This window comes from Labrenzia sp. THAF187b (genome assembly GCF_009363375.1).
Taxonomy (GTDB): Bacteria; Pseudomonadota; Alphaproteobacteria; order Rhizobiales; family Stappiaceae; genus Roseibium; species Roseibium algicola.
Window position 1 is genome coordinate 495,552 of record NZ_CP045345.1, and the last position, 19,277, is coordinate 514,828.

General features: G+C 58.7%; 15 protein-coding genes. All 15 read right to left on the reverse strand.

What is annotated here, in order from left to right; all coding sequences use genetic code 11:
- Position 1 precedes the first annotated feature (1 nt).
- Entirely contained in the window at positions 2-832 is an 831-nt protein-coding gene (locus tag FIV03_RS30120; protein WP_152512430.1) for a sulfotransferase, read from the reverse strand.
- On the reverse strand, positions 825-2,018 hold the full coding sequence (locus FIV03_RS30125; protein WP_152512431.1) for a glycosyltransferase family 4 protein: 1,194 nt from the start codon (positions 2,016-2,018) through the stop codon (positions 825-827). The genes FIV03_RS30120 and FIV03_RS30125 overlap by 8 nt, the downstream gene beginning before the upstream one ends.
- A gap of 13 nt (positions 2,019-2,031) precedes the next feature.
- Positions 2,032-3,201, reverse strand: coding sequence for a polysaccharide biosynthesis/export family protein (locus tag FIV03_RS30130; RefSeq protein ID WP_173014031.1), 1,170 nt, complete (start codon positions 3,199-3,201; stop codon positions 2,032-2,034).
- Between the two features lie 240 nt (positions 3,202-3,441).
- Positions 3,442-4,701 (reverse strand): O-antigen ligase family protein, encoded by a 1,260-nt coding sequence (locus FIV03_RS30135; RefSeq protein WP_152512433.1) that lies wholly within the window; start codon positions 4,699-4,701, stop codon positions 3,442-3,444.
- Positions 4,698-6,035 (reverse strand): lipopolysaccharide biosynthesis protein, encoded by a 1,338-nt coding sequence (locus FIV03_RS30140; protein WP_152512434.1) that lies wholly within the window; start codon positions 6,033-6,035, stop codon positions 4,698-4,700. The genes FIV03_RS30135 and FIV03_RS30140 overlap by 4 nt, the downstream gene beginning before the upstream one ends.
- Positions 6,035-7,441, reverse strand: coding sequence for a hypothetical protein (locus tag FIV03_RS30145; protein ID WP_152514019.1), 1,407 nt, complete (start codon positions 7,439-7,441; stop codon positions 6,035-6,037). The genes FIV03_RS30140 and FIV03_RS30145 overlap by 1 nt, the downstream gene beginning before the upstream one ends.
- Entirely contained in the window at positions 7,431-9,203 is a 1,773-nt protein-coding gene (locus FIV03_RS30150; protein WP_173014030.1) for a Wzz/FepE/Etk N-terminal domain-containing protein, read from the reverse strand. The genes FIV03_RS30145 and FIV03_RS30150 overlap by 11 nt, the downstream gene beginning before the upstream one ends.
- A gap of 295 nt (positions 9,204-9,498) precedes the next feature.
- A complete protein-coding gene (locus tag FIV03_RS30155) occupies positions 9,499-11,409 on the reverse strand; it encodes a polysaccharide biosynthesis tyrosine autokinase (protein ID WP_152512437.1) in 1,911 nt (636 codons plus the stop codon).
- Between the two features lie 132 nt (positions 11,410-11,541).
- On the reverse strand, positions 11,542-12,669 hold the full coding sequence (locus FIV03_RS30160) for a glycosyltransferase family 4 protein (RefSeq protein ID WP_152512438.1): 1,128 nt from the start codon (positions 12,667-12,669) through the stop codon (positions 11,542-11,544).
- Between the two features lie 3 nt (positions 12,670-12,672).
- Complete coding sequence (locus FIV03_RS30165) at positions 12,673-13,662, reverse strand: glycosyltransferase family 2 protein (protein ID WP_022999559.1); 990 nt, start codon at positions 13,660-13,662, stop codon at positions 12,673-12,675.
- A complete protein-coding gene (locus FIV03_RS30170; protein ID WP_152512439.1) occupies positions 13,659-14,621 on the reverse strand; it encodes an NAD(P)-dependent oxidoreductase in 963 nt (320 codons plus the stop codon). Before FIV03_RS30170 ends, FIV03_RS30165 begins: the two co-directional genes overlap by 4 nt.
- A 9-nt stretch (positions 14,622-14,630) precedes the next feature.
- Positions 14,631-15,875, reverse strand: coding sequence for a class I SAM-dependent methyltransferase (locus FIV03_RS30175; protein WP_152512440.1), 1,245 nt, complete (start codon positions 15,873-15,875; stop codon positions 14,631-14,633).
- A 164-nt stretch (positions 15,876-16,039) separates the two neighbouring features.
- Positions 16,040-17,272: a DegT/DnrJ/EryC1/StrS family aminotransferase gene (locus FIV03_RS30180; RefSeq protein ID WP_152512441.1), complete on the reverse strand. Its 1,233-nt coding sequence runs from the start codon at positions 17,270-17,272 to the stop codon at positions 16,040-16,042.
- Positions 17,273-17,302: 30 nt separating this feature from the next.
- Positions 17,303-18,439: a CDP-glucose 4,6-dehydratase gene (gene rfbG, locus FIV03_RS30185; RefSeq protein WP_152512442.1), complete on the reverse strand. Its 1,137-nt coding sequence runs from the start codon at positions 18,437-18,439 to the stop codon at positions 17,303-17,305.
- A gap of 10 nt (positions 18,440-18,449) precedes the next feature.
- Positions 18,450-19,256, reverse strand: a complete 807-nt coding sequence (rfbF, locus tag FIV03_RS30190; protein WP_152512443.1) for a glucose-1-phosphate cytidylyltransferase — start codon at positions 19,254-19,256, stop codon at positions 18,450-18,452.
- Positions 19,257-19,277 lie beyond the last annotated feature (21 nt).

The window sequence follows — 19,277 nt, forward strand, 5'->3', positions numbered from 1 at the left end:
GTCACGCCTTTCGTGCACCCTGCCAGACGTCGAGGGGTCTGCCGATCCGCTGTTCAAGTTCGCTGACTTCCGGAGCGAAGAAGTCCTGCAGCCTTTTTTCCAGATCGGGGCTCAACGGCGGGTATTCCTGTGGCCGGGCGACGGCATCGCGAAGCACCTTCATTGGCCTGGTATGCCGAACGCCGTCCAGAACGGGGCGAAACGGCTTCAGGACCTTGCGCAGAGGCAGTGGAACGATGGCTGCGTTCTTGTCTTTCACCTTGCTGTCTACCGGAGGAGCCAGCGGTGCCTCGTGACCGATATGAGTGGCAAGGCGGGCGAGCTGATTTTCAGGCTGGCGCCGGATATCCTCGAACAGCAGCAGCAGGATCTGCTCCGGCGGAAACAGGTCGTAGAACCGGCGAAGATGCAGGGCATAACGGCCGTCGTTGATGAAACGCTGTCCTGCGGCCTTCGCCGGGTCGAGATGATCCTCGATGTTTCGAGACACCTCCCCGCGTCGCAAGAGCATGCAGTAATCGGAGTAGGCACGCGCCGAAGGTTCCCGCATCTGAACGATCAGCCGGACATCGGGAAGGTCCCGCCGGATGCGCTCTGCCGCCTCGGGCTGCGTGAGATAGGTATTCGACTTCTCTCCGACGATTGCGTCCGGTTTACTGAAGTCGAATTGAGACAGGTACCAGTCCGCTCCACGGTGATACTCATCGGAAAAGTAATGCAGCTCCGGGCTGGGCATCGATATCGTCGGACTGCGCTCCAGAGATCTTTGCAGCCAGGTTGTTGCGGACTTGGCCGCGCCGAAAATCAGAAATCGTATGTTTGAGTCAAGCATATGCGGTACCTGCTACCTGGGTGCCTTCAACGAGCTGTTCGTAAAGGCGGGAAATTTCGGAAACATGGCGTTCGGCGCCATACTTGGCCGCGGCATCAGCCTGCGCAGCGTCGGCAATCCGGGTTTGCAACAAAGGGTCACTGAGCAGTTTGCAAATAGGTTCGACAAAGCTCTCCGGATCGTCCGGCTCAACAAGGAACCCCGTCAGACCGTCCTCGATCGCTTCGATGTTGCCACCGTGCCGTGTCGCGACGACGGGCGTCCCCAGATACATGCTCTCGATCAGGGTCCGGCCGAATGGCTCGTTGACAGCCGGAACAAGCATGACATCGACACCGCTCATTGCCTCGAAAACCGGTGAGCGGAAGCCCATGAAATGAAAATTGTCGTTCAGTCCCAGGATTCTGACCAGCGCCTTGCAGGTTTCGTCCAGGCCCCGGGTTGCATCGACGGTATCGCCAAACAGCAATCCGTGCACCTGACGTGACGGCAAGGCGCGGCGAGCCGCATCGACCGCCCGAACAAAGCCGTCGGGACGTTTGCGTTTGATGATCGAGCCGAAATACCCGAGCAGCACCGCGTCCCTTGGCAGACCGAGTTCGTCGCAAAGCTTGTCATGGGAATTTGTGCGATCGGGCCGAATGGCTGGAAAATCGAAAGGACTTCGGATCACGATTGCACGGTCGCCAATCGGCCGGATCGGACGCGATGGCATGGCGTAATGTGAAACGCTCACGATATGGTCGGCGAGCAAGGGGGCGAGCGTGTTCGCCCCTTTCGCGGCCGGATCCTGGCGATGATGCCAGAGGTGGCGACAACCAGACAGTTTGCTGGGCAAGATCCAGTTGGCGTGCATGCGTCCTTCGTTCGTATGCACGATATCGGGATCGATCTTTTTCAGCGTTCGTCGCAAGGCCGGCAGTGTTCGCGTCAGATAGCCGAGCCCTCCTACTCGGCCGGGCAGAGGCAGGCCGGGCGACGACATCAGTGGCGTGTCCTCCAGCACCTCGTAATCGAGCCCAAGCTCCCGCGCCTTTTGGCCAATGGCGCCAGGTTCGAAATGGACGAGGACACGTGCCTCGAAACGGTTCGGATCCAGGGCGGCGGCAAGGCTGAGCGCCGAAATGTGGCTGCCGCCCAGGACAGGTCCGCCTACGAACGGAAATAATATTCGAATGCGTCTCATCACTGCTCCGGACCTACTTGGACGCTGGTTCAGAAATCGTCAGGTTGATGGTCAGACTGTCGCCCGGACGCATGAAAGCATTCAGGTCGACGTCCAGGCTCTGCATCTCGCCGTTCTCGAGCCGCGATATCCTGTAGGAAGGTGTGACAATGCTGTCCTGGGCGGTGGTATCAACAGAGTTCGCGGACAGCGTCTCGGCGTAGACCTTTCGGGCCAGCTCAAGACGGGATTCGACCTCGAAACGCTTTGATTTCACCTCCGTGAGTTCGGAGAGCTTTTCCCCGCGGGTCCTGTCGAACAGGGTCGCGGCGTCTCTCGATGCAAGATTGAGACGCTGCTGCGCGTCGAGACGGGCGACTTCGAGCTGCAGACGTTTTGCCTCCAGATCGTTGAGCGCCGTATTGGCAGAGGACACGCGGGTCGTCACGGCCAGCCCCTTGTCCTTCAGATGCTCCATCGATGCGAGATCCTTGCGGGCCAGTTCGATCTGGTTGTCACGCAAGACGATTTCTTCGGACAGTTGAGAGATTTTCTCGTTCAGCAGGACACGAAGATCCTTGAGGCTCTGAAGCTCGGCCTTGATCACCTTGATGTTGGCGGAAAGGATCTTCGACTGCACAGGATCGGATGATTGCGACTCCACGGCGTCTGGCAATGTCTCCGCCGAATAGAGCTGCACTTCCTGCTCGAGCCTTTTCTCCTGCTGCAACAGTTTGGATGCGGTTCCGCGGAGCTGATTGATCTCTCCCGTTATTCGGGTGAGCGAGGTCTGTTGTGTCCCCTCTTCGTTCGGCAGGCGATAATAGCCACCGGCAATAGCCAGGGCCTTCTCGACCGTCATGCCGGGGATGAAGTCGAATTGTCCGGGAGCCGTAACCGCTCCGCCCACGAACACCGGGGCATACCGGGATACTTCGACGGAGACCGCGGGTAATTCCGTCAAGCCGACGATGCGCTGCATGCGGCTGGCAATAGTATCCGCGACCTCGTCCAGGGTCTTGCCAACAACTTCCACGGCTCCCGCAATCGGGACATGAATATTGCCGTCCGGTGCCATCTTGTAGGAACCGGCCACGCCATCCCAGTTGGCAAATGTCTTGTTTCTGGCATCCCAGGCGCCGGCACGCAGTTCCAGTGTCTCACCGCCGGACAGCCTGTACTGTTCGGCCGAGAGACCCGACACAAGAAAAGTCGATAATGAAAGTACGGCAATTATAAACCGAATACTCAATGCGCGATCTCCCATATTTTAACTTAAAGAAACAAAATTATTATCAATATATCCAAGATTATCACGAAAATCGGAAAACAACGAAAAAGAAATTTTTCCCGAAATAGCGTTAATGATTCTTTCGGGATGCTTTAGTTGCATCCGGTTTTTTCGATGGTCTCGACGAACGTTGGTAAGGACCTTTTTCATGGGTCATCTGTGCTCCCGTCTCTGGTGCCGGCGAACCCGGTAACCCGACAGACAGATCGCCGCCGGAAGCAAGAGGGGAACGGACAGGAACCTGCCGTAAACGTGGGTCACTCCGTTGAGGGCAACCGCGAACATGAGCAGTATCGTGAACATCAGAACCCCGGACCAGCGCGTGTTGGGATTGCTGAATGACCGCCAGCCGACGAATGCCAGTGTAAGCAGCAAGCAGACGAAGCCGAGCAGCGAAACGAGGCCGCCTTCGGAAAACAGCAACAGATAGGTATTGTGAACCGGCGCTCCGTACTGGCTGATCAACCGGTGCTGATCCACTCCGACCCCTAACCAGATCGACCGATCGATCAGGTAAATTGCCTCCTGGATGAGAAGCAGTCGCCCATCGAAGGTTCCCGCCTCGCTGGAATCGCCGGTCGTCAATGCGCCGTAGACCCGCTCCTGAAACACCTCGGGCAGGAAATACTGTCCGAACAGGAATAGGGCCGCCAGTGCAAGAGCTCCAATCCCGATGAAAGCCAGGATATGTTTGGCGGAGCCGTGGAAAAAAGAGATTCCAAATATCCCGACAACCGCGACGATGAACCCTGAATTCGATGCGGACAACAACAGGCCGTAGGCAACGGGTGCCACCAGTGCCAGGAACACGATGCCGGATATCTGGGAGATGAAGTAAAGCCACATCACGTAGACGATCCCTACTCCAGCCAGGAGACCGACCCCGTTTTCCCGCTCGATCAGTCCGGTCAGTCGGCCGTTTCTGGAAAAGAAACGCGCATCGTCCGGGCTGAACACCGAATAGAGCACTCCGTGCAACATCACGAACACAAGGGAAAACGCCATCACCTTGCAGAGGAACATCGTCTCCCGCGCAGGACGCCCCAGAAGCAGCAGCGGTATGCATACAAACGAAAAGACGTACTGGATGACGCCAACCGCACCCGTTAGCGGATCGCCGCTCAACAACGATCCGGCAATCAGGCCACTGCAAAGAAGCAATACCGAGAACAGCCAGAAAGATGTCATGTCCGCGAACGGGCGAAGCGGCACGCGCCTGTTTGCAATCATCACGACGAAAGCGGCGCTGGCGACGAGATCGGACAGCGTGAAGAACACGATGTCGGTTCGAAGGTATGTCATTGGCGACAGGAATACCGCGGCAATGACAAGCAGGCGTTCGATTTCCTGGCTCGTCGTGCTCCGGACAGGAGAACCGCTGTGCGAAGAGATCGGTATCGCGCTTGGGGTCAAGCCGGCCTCCTCACGGTGGGCCGTCGGCGCGACCAGTAAAGGACAAACAAGGTGCCTGCCACGAGCGTGCCATTAAACAGAACATGAGCGACCGAAGCCCCGACCGGCCCCAGCATCCCGACCAGTGGGGCGAAAGAGGCCAAAAACATGACGCTTCCGAGCAAGGTCACCCACAGAAGCTCGCGGTCGCGCCCCATGCTCAACATTGCCGGGTTGAGCACCATGGTTGCCAGGAGAAGTATGACTGCCAGCAACTGGACGTTGACCATGTTCGCAGCCTCGTTGAAGCCCGCGCCGAACATGACTGACAGGACGTATGGCATCAGGAAGGCGGCAGGAACCAGCACGACCACGCAAAGGCCAGCTATTGCCAGAAGCACGCCATTGACGAGCTTGTAAAACCCGCGTTCCTCGCCGGAACTCCATTTGCGGGCCAGTTCCGGAAAGATCGCCTGGTTCAGCGGGCGCCCCAGCTTGAGCGCGCTGTCGGCAACCCGGCGGGCAATATGGAAAAATCCGACGAATTTCTCGTCAACGAGAACCGACAGCAGGATCACGTCAAGACGCTGGACTGTCTGGCGGATAATGACATTGAAGTTCGAATTCCAGAGAAACCGCAGAATTCCGGGGTTCTCTTCGCGTATGCCCCTAATAGGCAGTCGCATGAACTTGCCGTAGCCACGCTGATGGACATATCGGAGCGAATAGACGAACGGCAGCAGACTGTTCGCCAGACCTTCGATCACCGCAACGAGGACAAACCCCCAAAGGCCGTAGCCCATCAACCATACGCCGGCCGACAGCACCAGACGCATCAGGGCAATTCCGACGTCGACCTTGGCAAGAACATCAAACCGGTCGAAAATCCTCAGGACCGCGACCGCGGTCGGCTTGAGGTTGAAGAGAAGCGCCAGCGAAAATAAAGCCAGATAAGCCGCACTATCCTCCGGCCAGCCCATCATTCGGGCGGTCACCTGAGCTGCAAGGATCGAAACCCCGGCAGCCAAAGTGCTGCCTGCAAGGTTCACGTAAACCGAACCCTTCAGCAACCGCATGAACCGGTTGCCGTCATCATCGGACAGAGCGTCGACACCGTATTTGATCACGGCTTGCCAGGGCTCCAGCCGCAACAGCCGGTCGACAATGCGAACATAAGCCTGGAAGATCGCAAACAGGCCGAGGCCTGCCGGACCAAGCGACTGAGCCATGATGGCAAGCGTCCCGATGCTGATCACGCCGCTGACCGCCTGGGACGAGAAGACCCATGAAAAATTGCGCATGAGCCGACCGGCGGTCTGGCTGTCTTCAGCGGAGAGGTTGATCAGGCGGGCCATCAGTCATCCAGCTCCCGGTCGCCGGCAAGCTCTGCCAGCCAAAGCTGTATGTAGGACTGGTCCGTTCCCGCAACGATCTGCCAGGGATCGTCCGGCTGGCCGGCATCAAGCCCGGTTGTTGACTGCTCCCAAGCGTCAGGAAATCCGTCGCCGTCACTGTCCACGACCCGTTCTTCCGGTTGGAGGTCCGGCCAGCCGCCGACTTCGGATGGGGAATCGATCACCTTGCCTTTGCAATCGCGAACGGTTTCGACAAGTTGCTGGTCGAGCGAGTCCCGATGTCCGCCCGATGGCAGGCGGTCGCCCACTCCCTCAAGCACAAGGTCGAGCACTTCGCTTGCCTTCACGCGCGGGACGGACAGTGCGCCGGTCACACCCTCGATGATCTCTGCTCCGGGATCGGCATCGACTTGCCGAAAGGGGCGGTCTTGGTCGCAGCGTCCACGGTCGATTGCGAGAATGTCATCGACCTGAACTTCAAGTCTGTACTGGTCGCTTGCCATGATTGCTTCAACTGCTGCGGGCCGTCTGTCGACGGTGCTCGGGCCGGTCAGGGCAACATTGCCGGCATAGACGATAAACGCGTTGCCGTAGTAGTTTCGAAACTCTCCGAATTGACTGATCGGATTGTAGAATACGCTGTTCACGACCTCGACCGGCCCGTCATCATGGCCGTATATATCGGGATTTCGGTCCCGATTGTGAGCGAAGAGGTTTCGCCAGAGGCTCACGCGTCCGCAATCGAAATCCCGGCCGTCTCCAGAGCAGATCAAGGCCCCCTTGGAGTGGCGCCCTTTCGGGTGGTTGGCATGATCCAGAGCCCAGGCGGAAATGCTGTTGGCGACCGTTATGTCGCTGGAGCGTTCGCGGGAAACGTGGATGCCGAGGTTCTCGTCGGTCGAAAACATCAGGGACAGATGATCAAGATAAACGCGCGTCGCGTTTTCAAGCGTCACCGCATCGACCGACGACGAAGGCTGCTCGCTCGGTCCCGGGCGTACCTTGAGAAACCTGACGACGACATCGCTGGCATTCTTGATGATAACGGGCGTCGCGCGCGACTTGCCCAGTCTGATCTGGATTCCCTGCCCAGGTGCCGTCTGACCTGCGACGTAGAGGTTTGAGCGAAAAAAGAGGGGGGTGTCGAGCGTGATCGTTCCGCTCACCTCAAAGACGCAGATCCGAGGCATTTCGCCCTTTTCGACACAGGCTCGCAAAGAGCCGGCGCCAGCATCTGCCAGCGTTGTGACGGGGATGACCTCCCCTCCGGTCCAGCCGGTTGCAGATGCTCCGAACCCGACCGCCCCCGGAAAGGCTCGAGGCGCGGCCTCGGCCGCCAGCGTTTGCGGCATCAAGAGGCCGAAGACGATAAGGACTGCGGCCTGTGTTCTGTTCCTAGCCATCATTCACCACGATCCCGACGTTTGAGGCGTTGTTCAGTTCGAGTTGCTGAGCGGCTTTCGAAAGGTCTTCGAAGCGTGTCTTCTTCATGCGCGCGACCAGCAGTACTGCCTGCGCGACACTGCCGAGGCGGCATGTCGCGTCGTCACTCAGTACCGGTGGGCAATCGACCACAATTAACGAGTACTTGCGGCGCAGAACGCTGAGTGACGCTTCGACACTGGACATGTTGTTGAACCGCATTGGTACGGGCCCCGGTGCAGGCGCGACTATCGACAGATGCGGATGGCCGGGCAGATGCCACGCGGCCGCATCGATCCGCAAAGGGTTGCTCAGAAGATCGAGAAATCCGTTCGCAGTGCGTTTGCGCGAGAGGGTCGAGATCAAGTCCCTCGGCGAAGGATCAAGATCGACCAGCAGAACATCTTCACCTCCTGCGGCTGCATATGCGGCAAGTGCGAAACTGAGTGTACTCCGGCCGTCCCGGCTCCCGGGTGACGTGATCAGAACCATTGCACCGGTCCCATTCTCGGTCCTGTTGTCCGCCCTGGTGTTTGTTCGTACGGCGGTGTGCAGGGGTGCGATCTTGTGCAGCGCCCGCCGCAAGTTCCCGCTCCTGGTCGTCCATGCCATACGGTTTACGAATTTCCGTGATAGGGGAGGCAATTGCCCCAGAACCGGTGCGCGGAACGCGGTTATCTGCTGCGGCCACCGCAGACGTCCGCGAAGGTTTTCCCGCAAGAGCGCCAGAAGGAAACCGAAAGTGAGCCCGCTGATCAGCGCACCCACCATTTCGGTTTTGGGAGAAGGCGAAACTGGTCTGGTCGTTGGGATAGCGATCGACACTTGCCGCGCGACCGGGGTCAGTAGCGCTTCCTGCAATGCGAGTGCTTCAAGCTGATCGAACAGGAGATCATCCTGTCTTCGCATCGATTCCAGTCTCCGTTCGAAGCCGGTTTTCTCAACTTCGGCCGCCGAACGTGCGTCGAGTTTTGCCAGCGTCGCATCCAGGTCGGCCTTGAGTTCTGCAGACTCTTGCAAGGGTACTCCGCGTTCTTCTGCCAGCGCCAATTGCGCTTGCAGGCGACGAAGATTGTTTGTCAGGGTTTCCGTCTCGGTCAGATCGTCGAGATTGTTAGTTCTGGTGAATTCCAGAAGATTGGCTTCCGCATCTTTCAACGTCTCTTGCAGCGCGGATTGGCGCGACAAGATCGACATCTTGGTTCGTTCGACATCGGCGCGCTGTATCTCAAGCGTGTAGTCGACATAGTTCCGGGCGACAGCATTCGCGATGTCTGCTGCCAATTGAGGGCTGGCGTCCGTGGCGAGGATGTCCAGGGCGAAGGTCGTGGGATGCCAGATGATCTGATAGCTCTCCAGAATGCGATCGACCGTGCTTTCCCTTCCGGACAAGACGTTCTGACCTGTTCCGGAAATCTCATCAGGTACGACCTCCTCCGCTACCCTTGCTGCGAATTCCCGTGACTTCATGACTTCGATTTCAGTGGCCAGTTGAAGCATCGACAAGGTTCTGGCCCGCAACCGGGCACCGAATGGATCGAGACGCAGGACCGCGTCATCGAGTACCAGCGTGGCCTGCGCGCTGTAGGTCGGCACAACGGTGGTGAGCCGGAACCACATCAGGGCACCAGCAGCCAGTATGCACAGGACGATCAGAACCGCATTTCTGAAGATCAGCGTCAGAATCTGGATATTCTCTGGTCTGAACTCGGCAGCACCTTCGGCATGGCGATCACGTTTTGACACCTGATCAGCCACCTTGCCGGCGGTTTGAGAGCTGGTGTTGATCAAAAACAGGGATCGTCTCCTTCATTGTGTCGCGCGTGTGCGCCGAACCATGCGATCGCTTGAAATTGCGGAACACCAGATCAGAACTTGAGCGGCGCCGCGGCACTTGATGCAATTTTCAATAAGCTGCGCGTGAAACACTGGTGCGCAGCGAAATGTCGAAAAACTCCAGATAGAACAGCATGTCAGACACGGCTTTTTTCGGGTGAATCGTGTCGACTGAAAGGGTCGCGCCACCGTGACGGTAGCTGTCTCAACTTGGCGGTTTGTAGATGTAGCCGTTGTTATAGGCGTAGTATCCTCCTGCCCGGTGAGCTCCGTAGTCGCGAAGCGAATATCGCCGCATGTCGATGTCGTTCAACACCACGCCAGCGAGTGGGATCTGATTGAACCGCAAGGCTTCTGCCGCCGTTCCAAGCGCATCTTCCGACGTGCGTCCCCAGCGGGCGATGAGGATCACGAAGTCCGCAAGCGACGCCAGGCGGTTTGCTTCGTCGGCAGCCAAAACGGGGGCCGTGTCAATCAGGATGACGTCATAGGACGCGCGCAATTTTCTCAAAATCGCCTTGCCACGAGGCGTATTGAACACGCGCCTCGGAATGATGGAATCCTGAGCGAACGACAGGAGATTGATCTGTCCGAAACGGGTGCAAGGCACTATCTGCGCGTCGAAGACGTTCTGATCCTCCCAGATTTCCTGAGGCGTTTCCTTTGGGATTTCGCAACCTGACATGCGTGTCAGGCCATGCCGGTGGATGTCGAGGTCGATCAACAGCACCCGGTGTCCTTCCTGGGCGGCGGAAACCGCGAGTGAGAACGTCAGGGTCGTCTTGCCTTCGTTGGCAAGTGCCGACGTTACGGCCATGACCATGCTGTCCTTTTTCCGGATCTGGTTGGAAAGCAGTGTGAGCAGGCTTCGCAACGCCAGCTGGTACGGTGAATTCTCCTGTCTGGAGGTTCTGCTCAGAAAGAGTTCCTGCTTGTCCCTCTTCCGCCAGTACCGGATCCGCGGAACGTAGCCGATGGTTCGCAGGCCCAGGTACTGCATCGTCTGGGTACCGGTCCAGACCCGGCGGTCGAACAATTCGCGCAACAGCACCAAGGCCAGACCGACAATCAGGCCGCCGGCAATCCCAAGCGCAAAAATGACGGGACGGTTGGGTGTCGCCGGTTTCAGCGGAGCGGAAGCCACAGTCACCTGCCGGGCATCGGGCTGAAGAAAGTCGATCTGTGTTTCCAGTGCGTTACGCCGGTCTACAAGTGCCTGGTACCTGGCAAGATCCGCATCCAGCGACCTCTGCAGCTTGGACTGTGTCAGTTCGGCGCGCGTTCGCTCCTCAAGCTTCGTTTCCACCGCGGCAAGACGCTGTTTGCTTTCATTGATCCGGATGGAAGACGCATTCTGGTCGCGCGCCAGATTGAGGATAGACGTCAATCTGTTCAGCTCTGCCCTCAACTCGTCGCCGAGGCTGGTGTCGTCCAGTTCGTTTTCGCGAATGAGTTCCGCCAGACGCGCTTCCATCTCGCTCAGGCGACCGCCGAGTAACGTTATCCGGTCCCACAATTCTGAGATTGAATACTGTACGGCTTTCTTCTTGTCCCGAAGAGAGTCATCGATGTATGTACTTGAGAGTGTATTGGCCAGTTGCGCAGCCATGACGGCATCAGGATGCCGCACACGAATATCGAGCGCCAGGCTCTCGCCTCGCCGTTCAACCGTATAGCTGTTGAGCATGCGTACCAGCACCGCTTCGAATTGCTGTTCATCAGTGGGAACCGGCGTTTCGGTCGCCGAAAGGTACGGATTGAAATAGGTGTCTGCGATCAGGTTCAGTTCGCTGGCGACCTTGCGGGCGAATTCGACTGAGCGCAGAAAATCGATCTCGGTCTCGATGTGGATAAGCGACGTGTCGGAATTCTCGATTGTCGTCTCTGTCGGATTAATTCTCGTTTCAACCTTCGCCAGAATGATGGTCGACCGAGCGGCATATTTTGGCTGAATGACCTGAAGGGCAAGATAGGCGGCCCCCAGACCCATCAACATGGCCAAGCTCAGCCAGATCCAGTTTCTTCGCAACACCTTGAAAATGGCAAAGAAGCCGAACTGTATCGGACGTTCAGCGAATGCATATTGCTCCTGCTGCGAGTCAACAATACTGCTCATGAAGATCCCCCAAATGCCGACGAATTCCGCCGGATTGTCCTGGTATTGAAGTCGATTTTGCCGGGCGCTCCGATATCGGTTCGCACCAGGTCCGTTGCCACGGACATCGCGGCACCTGCAGGGCTGACAGGCTCACGCATTCGCATGTGAATAGCCCTCCCCTGCCGGTTTGCCGCGGTTGAATGCTTCCTTCCGGGCCGCGTCGGAAATCGTCCGGTCCCAGAGGGCTAGAATGGTCTCAGGTGCCAGTTTTTGCTGCAGGCGGACATTCGCATCCGCCATTGCGGCCCTCAGGGTCGGGTTGGACATCAGGCGACCAATCGCGTCGGCCAGTGCCCCGACATTGCCGTCCTGAACCAGAAGTCCGTTCACGCCATCGAAGACCAGTTCCCTTGGGCCGTAGGCGCAGTCGAACGCCACGACGGGAAGCCCGCTGACGACAGCTTCGGCGACAACGTTCGGAAACCCTTCGAAACGGGACGAAAGAACCAGAATGTCGGAAGTCCGGATCCATTCTCCGTGCCTTGCGCTCTTGCCCGGCAGGGAAACAATATCCTGAAGACCAAGACGGTCACGCTGCGCTTCCAGGGAAGCACGGGCGGTGCCTTCTCCATAGATCGTCAGTCTTGCATCCGGCTGTTTTTCGCGCACCAGAGACATGGCGTCGATGAGCAGATCAAAGCCTTTCTGGTGATCCAGTCGTCCAACGGCAACGAGCCTCTTGCCACCGGTTGAAGGGGCCACACCGTCGATCGGCGCACAGGGGTTCGGGATCACCTGGGCACAGGGTTGTACCCGCGCCGGCAGGTCCTGCCGTGCCCGCTCGGTCTGCATGACCATCGCGGCGGCCCTGGGCATCAGGGCATTCTGGGCACGGCGCCAGATCGGGTGTGCCTTTTGTGCCAGCGGATTGTTGCGCTCGGACGCGATCACAGGCACCGACGAACCGGTGGCCAGAAGGGTCAGAACGTTGACCTTTGTCAGGAACGAGAGGCACACATTCGGCGATAGAGCCCGAACCAGCTTGCGGATACTGGCAAGCCGGCGCAACGGCAGGGGAAGCAGCCCTCTGCCGTTATCCCTGTCGAGAACGTGCAGGACGACGTTGTCCGGATAATCGAAATACGATCCTGCATCGGGGCAGGTCATTGCTGCGACGTGCACTTCATCGCCAAGCTCAGCACGATGTGCCGCCAGCATGGCAACGATCTTTTCCGTGCCGCCTGCGCCAAAACTAGCCTGAACGAAGAGCAGTTTCATGGTTTATTCCGCAGCCTCCACCATGGTGCGTCGACCCTTCGGAACCGCATCATTCCGTTGTCCGTTGCCATTCAGTTCGATTTCAACCAGTGGCCGGTTCAGGTTCTTCGACTGCAGGAATATCCGTCCGACATATTCACCCAGAATGCCGAGAAACATCGCGTTCACCGTCATCGAAAGCAGGATCAGCGTCGTGGTCGTCGCAAAACCGGCAGGCCACTCCTGGCCGAAGACCAGTTTGCCGATGAGGTAGCCCGAAAGCAGCAGGAAGGCGCAGAGGCCGCCCAGAAGGCTGATCAGGGACGCCAGCCGCAACGGCACAAGCGAATGGTTGATCAGGCCATCGACCGCGAGGGAAATCATTGCACGGAGCGGGAACTTGGAATCTCCAGCCACGCGAGCGTTTCGGTCGTACTCAAAACCGGTCTGGTTGAAACCCATGCCACTGATGAGACCGCGGACATAGGGCGAGCGGTCTTCCACGCGGCGCAGCTCATCGAGAATGCGCCGGTCGGTCAGCCGGAATTCGCCTGCGTTCCGGGGAAGGTCGTCCTCGCTGATCGCGTCGATCAGTGCATAGAAGGTTCTGCGCAGCCACGCGACGACCGGACCGTCCGGCAGGCTCCGCCGGATTCCGTAGACGACGTGGTAGCCCTTGCGCCAGGTATCGAGCATCTGCGGGATCAGTTCGGGCGGATCCTGGAGGTCGCAATCAAGCTGTATGGCGCAAGCGCCCTCGGCAGCCCTGTAGGCGGTCAGCACCGAAGCCTGGTACCCGACATTCCGAGAGAACCGTATCACGCGAACCCGTGGGTCCTCGGCAGCAATTTCCGTGAGAATGGAGAAGGTCTCATCACTGGAATGATTGTCGGTGAAGATGAGTTCCGGCTCATAGTCGGGAAGCTGCTCGAACACGTCCATGACACGTTTGTAGGTGTTGCGAACGTTGTCCTCTTCATTCAGTGCCGGGATCAGGATCGAGACGAGAGTCATGCCTGCATCTCCGTTGCAAAGTTTGGAATGATGTTCTCTCGTGCCCATTTCACGGTCCTTTCGAGGCCATCTTGAAGCTTGATTTCCGCTGACCAGCCAAGGCGATCGCGGATGCGTTCGGCAGAGACGATCAATTCGACGGGATCGCGGACTTGATCGCTGAAATTCACGAGATCGACGTCGGCGCCGGTCAATTTGATCAAGGTCCTCATGACCTCGGCGACCGTCGGGGAATCCCCCGTCCCCACATTGACTACCGGTCCGGCACCTTCTGGATTGTCGCCCAGCATCATGAGCGCCGTGGTCACGTCATCGACATGGATCAGGTCACGGCGATCCAGCGGGCTGCGGACGCTCACTTTCTGGCCGGCCAGCAACTGAGTGATGGCGCGCGGGATCAGGAAACTTTCCGACTGCCCGGGCCCATAGGTCAGGGCCAGCCGTGCGGTAACGGCAAAAAACGGAAGTCGCGGTTGCGCCATCTCCAGATAATGCGTCCCGGCCAGAAGTGAGGCGGCATAGGATCCGCCCGGCTTTTCTCGCTCGGTTTCAGTATAGGGTGTCGGACAGTCCCCGTATTCGGCGATCGTCCCCGTCCTGACGAAAGTCCGGGGCGGGCAATCGCAAGCGGCAAGGGCCGACAGGAGCGCGATCAGCGGCGAGACGTTCTCCTCGACGCTGTCGGCGAGATCCTGCAAGTCCGGCCGGTTTTCGAAACGGGTGCGCGCACCCACATGGAAAACGATCTCCGGCCTGGCTTTTGCCAGGCAGCTGCGAAGTGCCCGAGCGTCGGTGACGTCGAGCCTGTAGAGGCCAACGCGCGACGCGATATCGGCGATCCGGCCCGTGGACGAACGAGGCCGCAAGATCACACTGACCTCGTCACCTCGCTTCAGGCAGGCCCGGGTCAGGTTTGATCCTATAAAACCGGATGCTCCGGTTATGAGTACGCGCGCCATAGTTCTGCCTCAGGGAACGATTTTCGGCACCGGAAGGGGAACGATGAACTTGCCGCCCTTCGCTTCGAATTCGGCCATCTGCTCGCGGATTTCATCCAGGAAATTCCATGCAAGAACCAGCAGGTAGTCGGGTTGCCTCTCGGCTACGGCTTCCGGCGAGAGAACAGGAATGTGCATGCCCGGAGAGAAGAGGCCCTGTTTCAGCGTGTTCCTGTCGACCAGGAAATCGAGTGTCTCCGTGCCGATCCCGAAAAAGTTGAGCAACGTATTGCCCTTGGCGGGAGCGCCGTAGCCGGCAATCGATTTGCCCTCTGCCTTCAATTCCGCCAGCAGCCCGGTCAGGTCCTTGCGGATCTGGTGTACCCGCTCGGCGAAATCCTGATAGGTCGCGGCCTCCGTCATGCCGGCCTGGCGTTCATCTTCAAGCATCTCGTCGACGATTGCCGCGCGTTCCACCTTCAAGGCAGCCGGTTGCATGAATACGCGCATCGAGCCTCCGTGCACCGGAAGCTTGGTGACATCGACCACATCGAGGCCGACGCTTTCGCCCAGACGGACAATCGAAAGCAGGCTCAGTTCCGACAGATGCTCATGGTAGACATTGTCGAATTCATTGGTCTCGAGGATTTCCTTGCCCCACGGCACCTCGATGATGAAGACACCGTCGTCGTCAAGAAGCGTCAGCACGCCCTCGGTGAAGCCGTGCAAGTCATCGATATGGTTGAAGGTGTTCGAAGTCGTGATCACGGCGGCGGGACCTTCGGACGCCCTCAATTCCGCTGCCGTCTCGGGGTTGAAGAATGCCGTGTGCACCCTCACGCCGCGCTCCTGCGCGATTGTCGCAAGGTTCGCAGCCGGGTCCACGCCGAGCGTCTTGCCGCCCAGCCGGTTGGCGTGGGACAGCATGAGCCCGTCGTTGCAGCCGATATCGACGATCAGCCCACCGTTCGCCTTGCTAACGGCAACCTCCGCAAGCTCCGCGAAATGGGAATGCATCGTCGCGGCGCCGGAAGGTACATAAAGGTAGTTGGTGAAGAAATCGGCCGGCACCTGATCCGCAACCTGGATCAAGCCGCAATCGAGGCAGGCTTGCGTGTTGAGCGGAAAGGCAACCTGGGGCTGATCGCGATCTGCCGCGCTGGCAAACAGGTTGGCCGGCGGATGAGCTCCCATGGGAAGGAACAGCAAAAGATCCTCGGAACCGCAGGTTCTGCAGGTACGGCGAATGGACTTGTCTAGCTCGAATTTATTCATTTTTTTCAATCGCTCTTAAAATGACTTGCAATGTCAGGTTCAGGTTCATTGCGAATTCCACCAGGCAGAATTCGCGGCAATTCAAGCTTTCGGCGCCGCCCCTCCCCGAAAGTCCCTGCCCATCGCCCGACAGGCATCTCCTTAAGGGTTCGGTAGACTTGGCGTCATCCAACCCTCTCGTTGCCTGCCGCCATGGCACCGAAACCGGCGGAAAACCGGTTTAGGAAATCGGATACGCGCGCGTGCATGTATTCGACGTGATCGTCGTTGAGGCCGTGATGGCAGGCCAGAAGGATGCCGCCACGCATCACGTTGTCGGCGATCGGATAGCCGGACGGATCGACGCGGCAGTCGATGTTCTTCATTGCCGGCTGACGCAGAATATTGCCGGTGAAGACCGGGCGGGTCTGGATGTCGGCCTTTTCGAGATAGATCTGAAGCTCGCGCCTGGTAAACGGCGCGTCGTCCCGAATTGTCAGCGGGAAAGCCAGCCATCCCGTCCTGGCACCTTCCAACTGGCGCGGCAGGACAAACCAGTCTTCATAGTCGGCGAAGAACCGCTTGTGGGCTTCAAAATGCCGTTCGCGCACTGCAATGTTGTGTTGCAGCTTTCCGAGTTGCACGAGCCCGAACGCCGCGCTGATTTCCGAAGGCTCCAGATTGTACCCCAGCGCTTCGAAGACGAACTTCGCGTCATATTCGATGTCATCGAGACGGACATTGAACCGGTTCTCGATTGCTTCCGATTCAACAAAGAGCGATGAACTGCGTCCCCACGAACGCAGCAACAAAGCCTTGCGCGCCAACTCGGGGGTGTTGACGCAAAGCATGCCGCCGTTGCCGGCTCCGTTGATGACGTGCGAACCGTAGAAGCTCGTCGTCGAGACATCCGAGTAGATACCCGTGCTTTCACCGGAAATCGTCGCGCCCAGAGTATCGGCGCTATCTTCGATCACCTTGAGGCCGTGGGCATCGGCGATCTCGCGAATGCGCTTCCAGTTCGGCAGATTGCCGATCAGGGACGGGATCATAACTGCGGAAGTCGCAGGTGTGATCATGCGTTCGATGGCTGTCTCGTCGATGTTGTAGGTGCCCTCGGCGGCGTCGACGAATGCCGGCACAAGGCCCTGGCGGACGAGCGGGGCAACCGTGGTGGCAAACGTCAGCGCCGGTGTGATGACCTCGCTGCCCTTGGGTAGATCGAGGATCTCCACGGCCAGGTAATTGGCCGAAGAACCCGAGTTGACCATGATCCCGAAGTTCTTGCTGAAAAGCTCGGCGACCTTCTGCTGCATGTCACGGACACGCGGACCCATCTGGGTCGAGGTCTTGAGCACTTCGACCACGGCGTCGATCTCTTCCTGTCCGTGTACTGTCTGACCGTAATTAACTCGCATGTGTCAATTTCTCCGGTGATCTCGCGCCGTCTATTCAGCGACCATCGCGTAGCGCGTGAGACTGCTGCCAGCCATCAGGGCGCTGTAGCCGGCAAGCTGCTGTTCGGTGCAGTCGCTCATGTCGTCGCCAAGCGCGTGTGCTTTGTACCAGTCGATTGTCATTCCGATTGCCTCGGCAAGCCTGAGCTGCGGCCGCCATCCAAGGCGGGTGCGGGCCTTGGTGCTGTCGAGGCGCAAAATGCCGGCTTCATGCAGAGCCGATGACGTTCCCGCCTGCTGCTCCGGAAAACGAACCTCTGGAGCGCCTTGGCCCCAGGCTGTTCGCACCATCTGCATCAGCTCGCGCACATTGACCGTGCTTTCGAGCTCGGGACCGAAGTTCCAGGCACCTGCAAACTCGGAGCCGTCCTCGACAAGCCGCGCCGCAAGCTGGAGATAGCCCGATAGCGGCTCCAGTACGTGTTGCCACGGGCGCACCGCCTCGGGGCTGCGGATCTCGAGCGGTACGCCGCTTGACGCTGCCCGCACGATGTCCGGCACCAGCCGCTCCTCACCCCAGTCACCGCCGCCAATGACGTTGCCGGCCCTGACAGTTGCCAGCTGCGGTCCGTTGCTATCGGCGAAGTAGGCGTGGCGGTAGGCTTGCGCCACAAGTTCGGTACACGCCTTCGACGCGCTGTAGGGGTCGTGGCCACCAAGCGGGTCGATCTCCCGGTAGCCCCAGGTCCATTCGCGGTTGTCGTAACACTTGTCGGTCGTGATCACGACGACAGCGCGCAGCGAAGGCATCTGGCGAACCGCATCCAGGACGTTGGCCGTTCCCGAAACGTTGGTTGCAAAGGTTTCCGCCGGATGCCGGTACGAATGGCGCACCAGGGGCTGGGCAGCCAGATGGAAGACGATATCCGCATCCACGCCGCGCAGAGCTTCCTGCAATGCTCCCCGATCCCGGATGTCGGCAATTCGGCTGTCCATGCGATCCGCGAGACCGCAGGATTTGAAGACACCCGGTCCCTCACTGGGAGGCAGGGACAGGCCAACGACATCGGCTCCCAGGTGCAACAGCCAGGCCGAAAGCCAGCCGCCCTTGAACCCTGTGTGGCCTGTGACGAGAACCCGGCGGCCGGCGAAAGCTCGGCCAATATGAGGATCGATAAACTCGGACATGGTCGTCGTCTCAGATCGCGAGTGCCGGCATATTGGCTGGCATTTCCTCATTGAACCGCAGCCACGGCGGCGGAAGCTCGTCGCACAGCGAATTAAGCGTGTCCCGATCGCGCACCGTATCCATCGGATGCCAGAAACCGTCGTGGCGATACGCCATCAGTTCGCCGTCCTTGGCCATCTGGGTCAGGGGCGACTGCTCGAGCGGTTCGGTGTCATCGACCATGTAATCCAGAACACCCGGTTCGAACACGAAGTAGCCGCCGTTGATCCAGGTGTCGCGCTTGCGAACCTTTTCCGTAAACGCGAAGACCCGATCACCCTTGAGTTCGATGTTGCCGAAGCGTGCAGGCGGCTGAACGGCGGTGACGGTGGCAAGCTTTCCATGTGACTTGTGGAAGTCGAGCAGGGCGTTGATGTCGATATTGCCCAGACCGTCCGAATAGGTGCACATGAAGGTTTCGTTGTTGAGCCAGTCACGCAGCCTGCGAATGCGGCCGCTGGTCATCGTGTGAGAACCCGTATCGACAACGCAGACGTTCCAGCCGCCCGGTTCCGACGGTACGAGACGCAACTTTCCTGTATCCACCGATACGGAAATATTGTTGGCAATCAGATGGTAGTTGGCGAAGAACTGTTTAATCAGCAACGCCTTGTAACCGGCCGCAACAACGAAGTCGCGATGGCCGAAATGACTGTAAATATCCATGACGCGAGCGATGATCGGTCGACCACCGACCTCGACCATCGGCTTGGGAATGGTGACTGTTTCTTCAGCCAGGCGTGAGCCTAATCCTCCGGCAAGAAGTACGGTTTGCATTTTTCTTCTCCCTGATTGTCT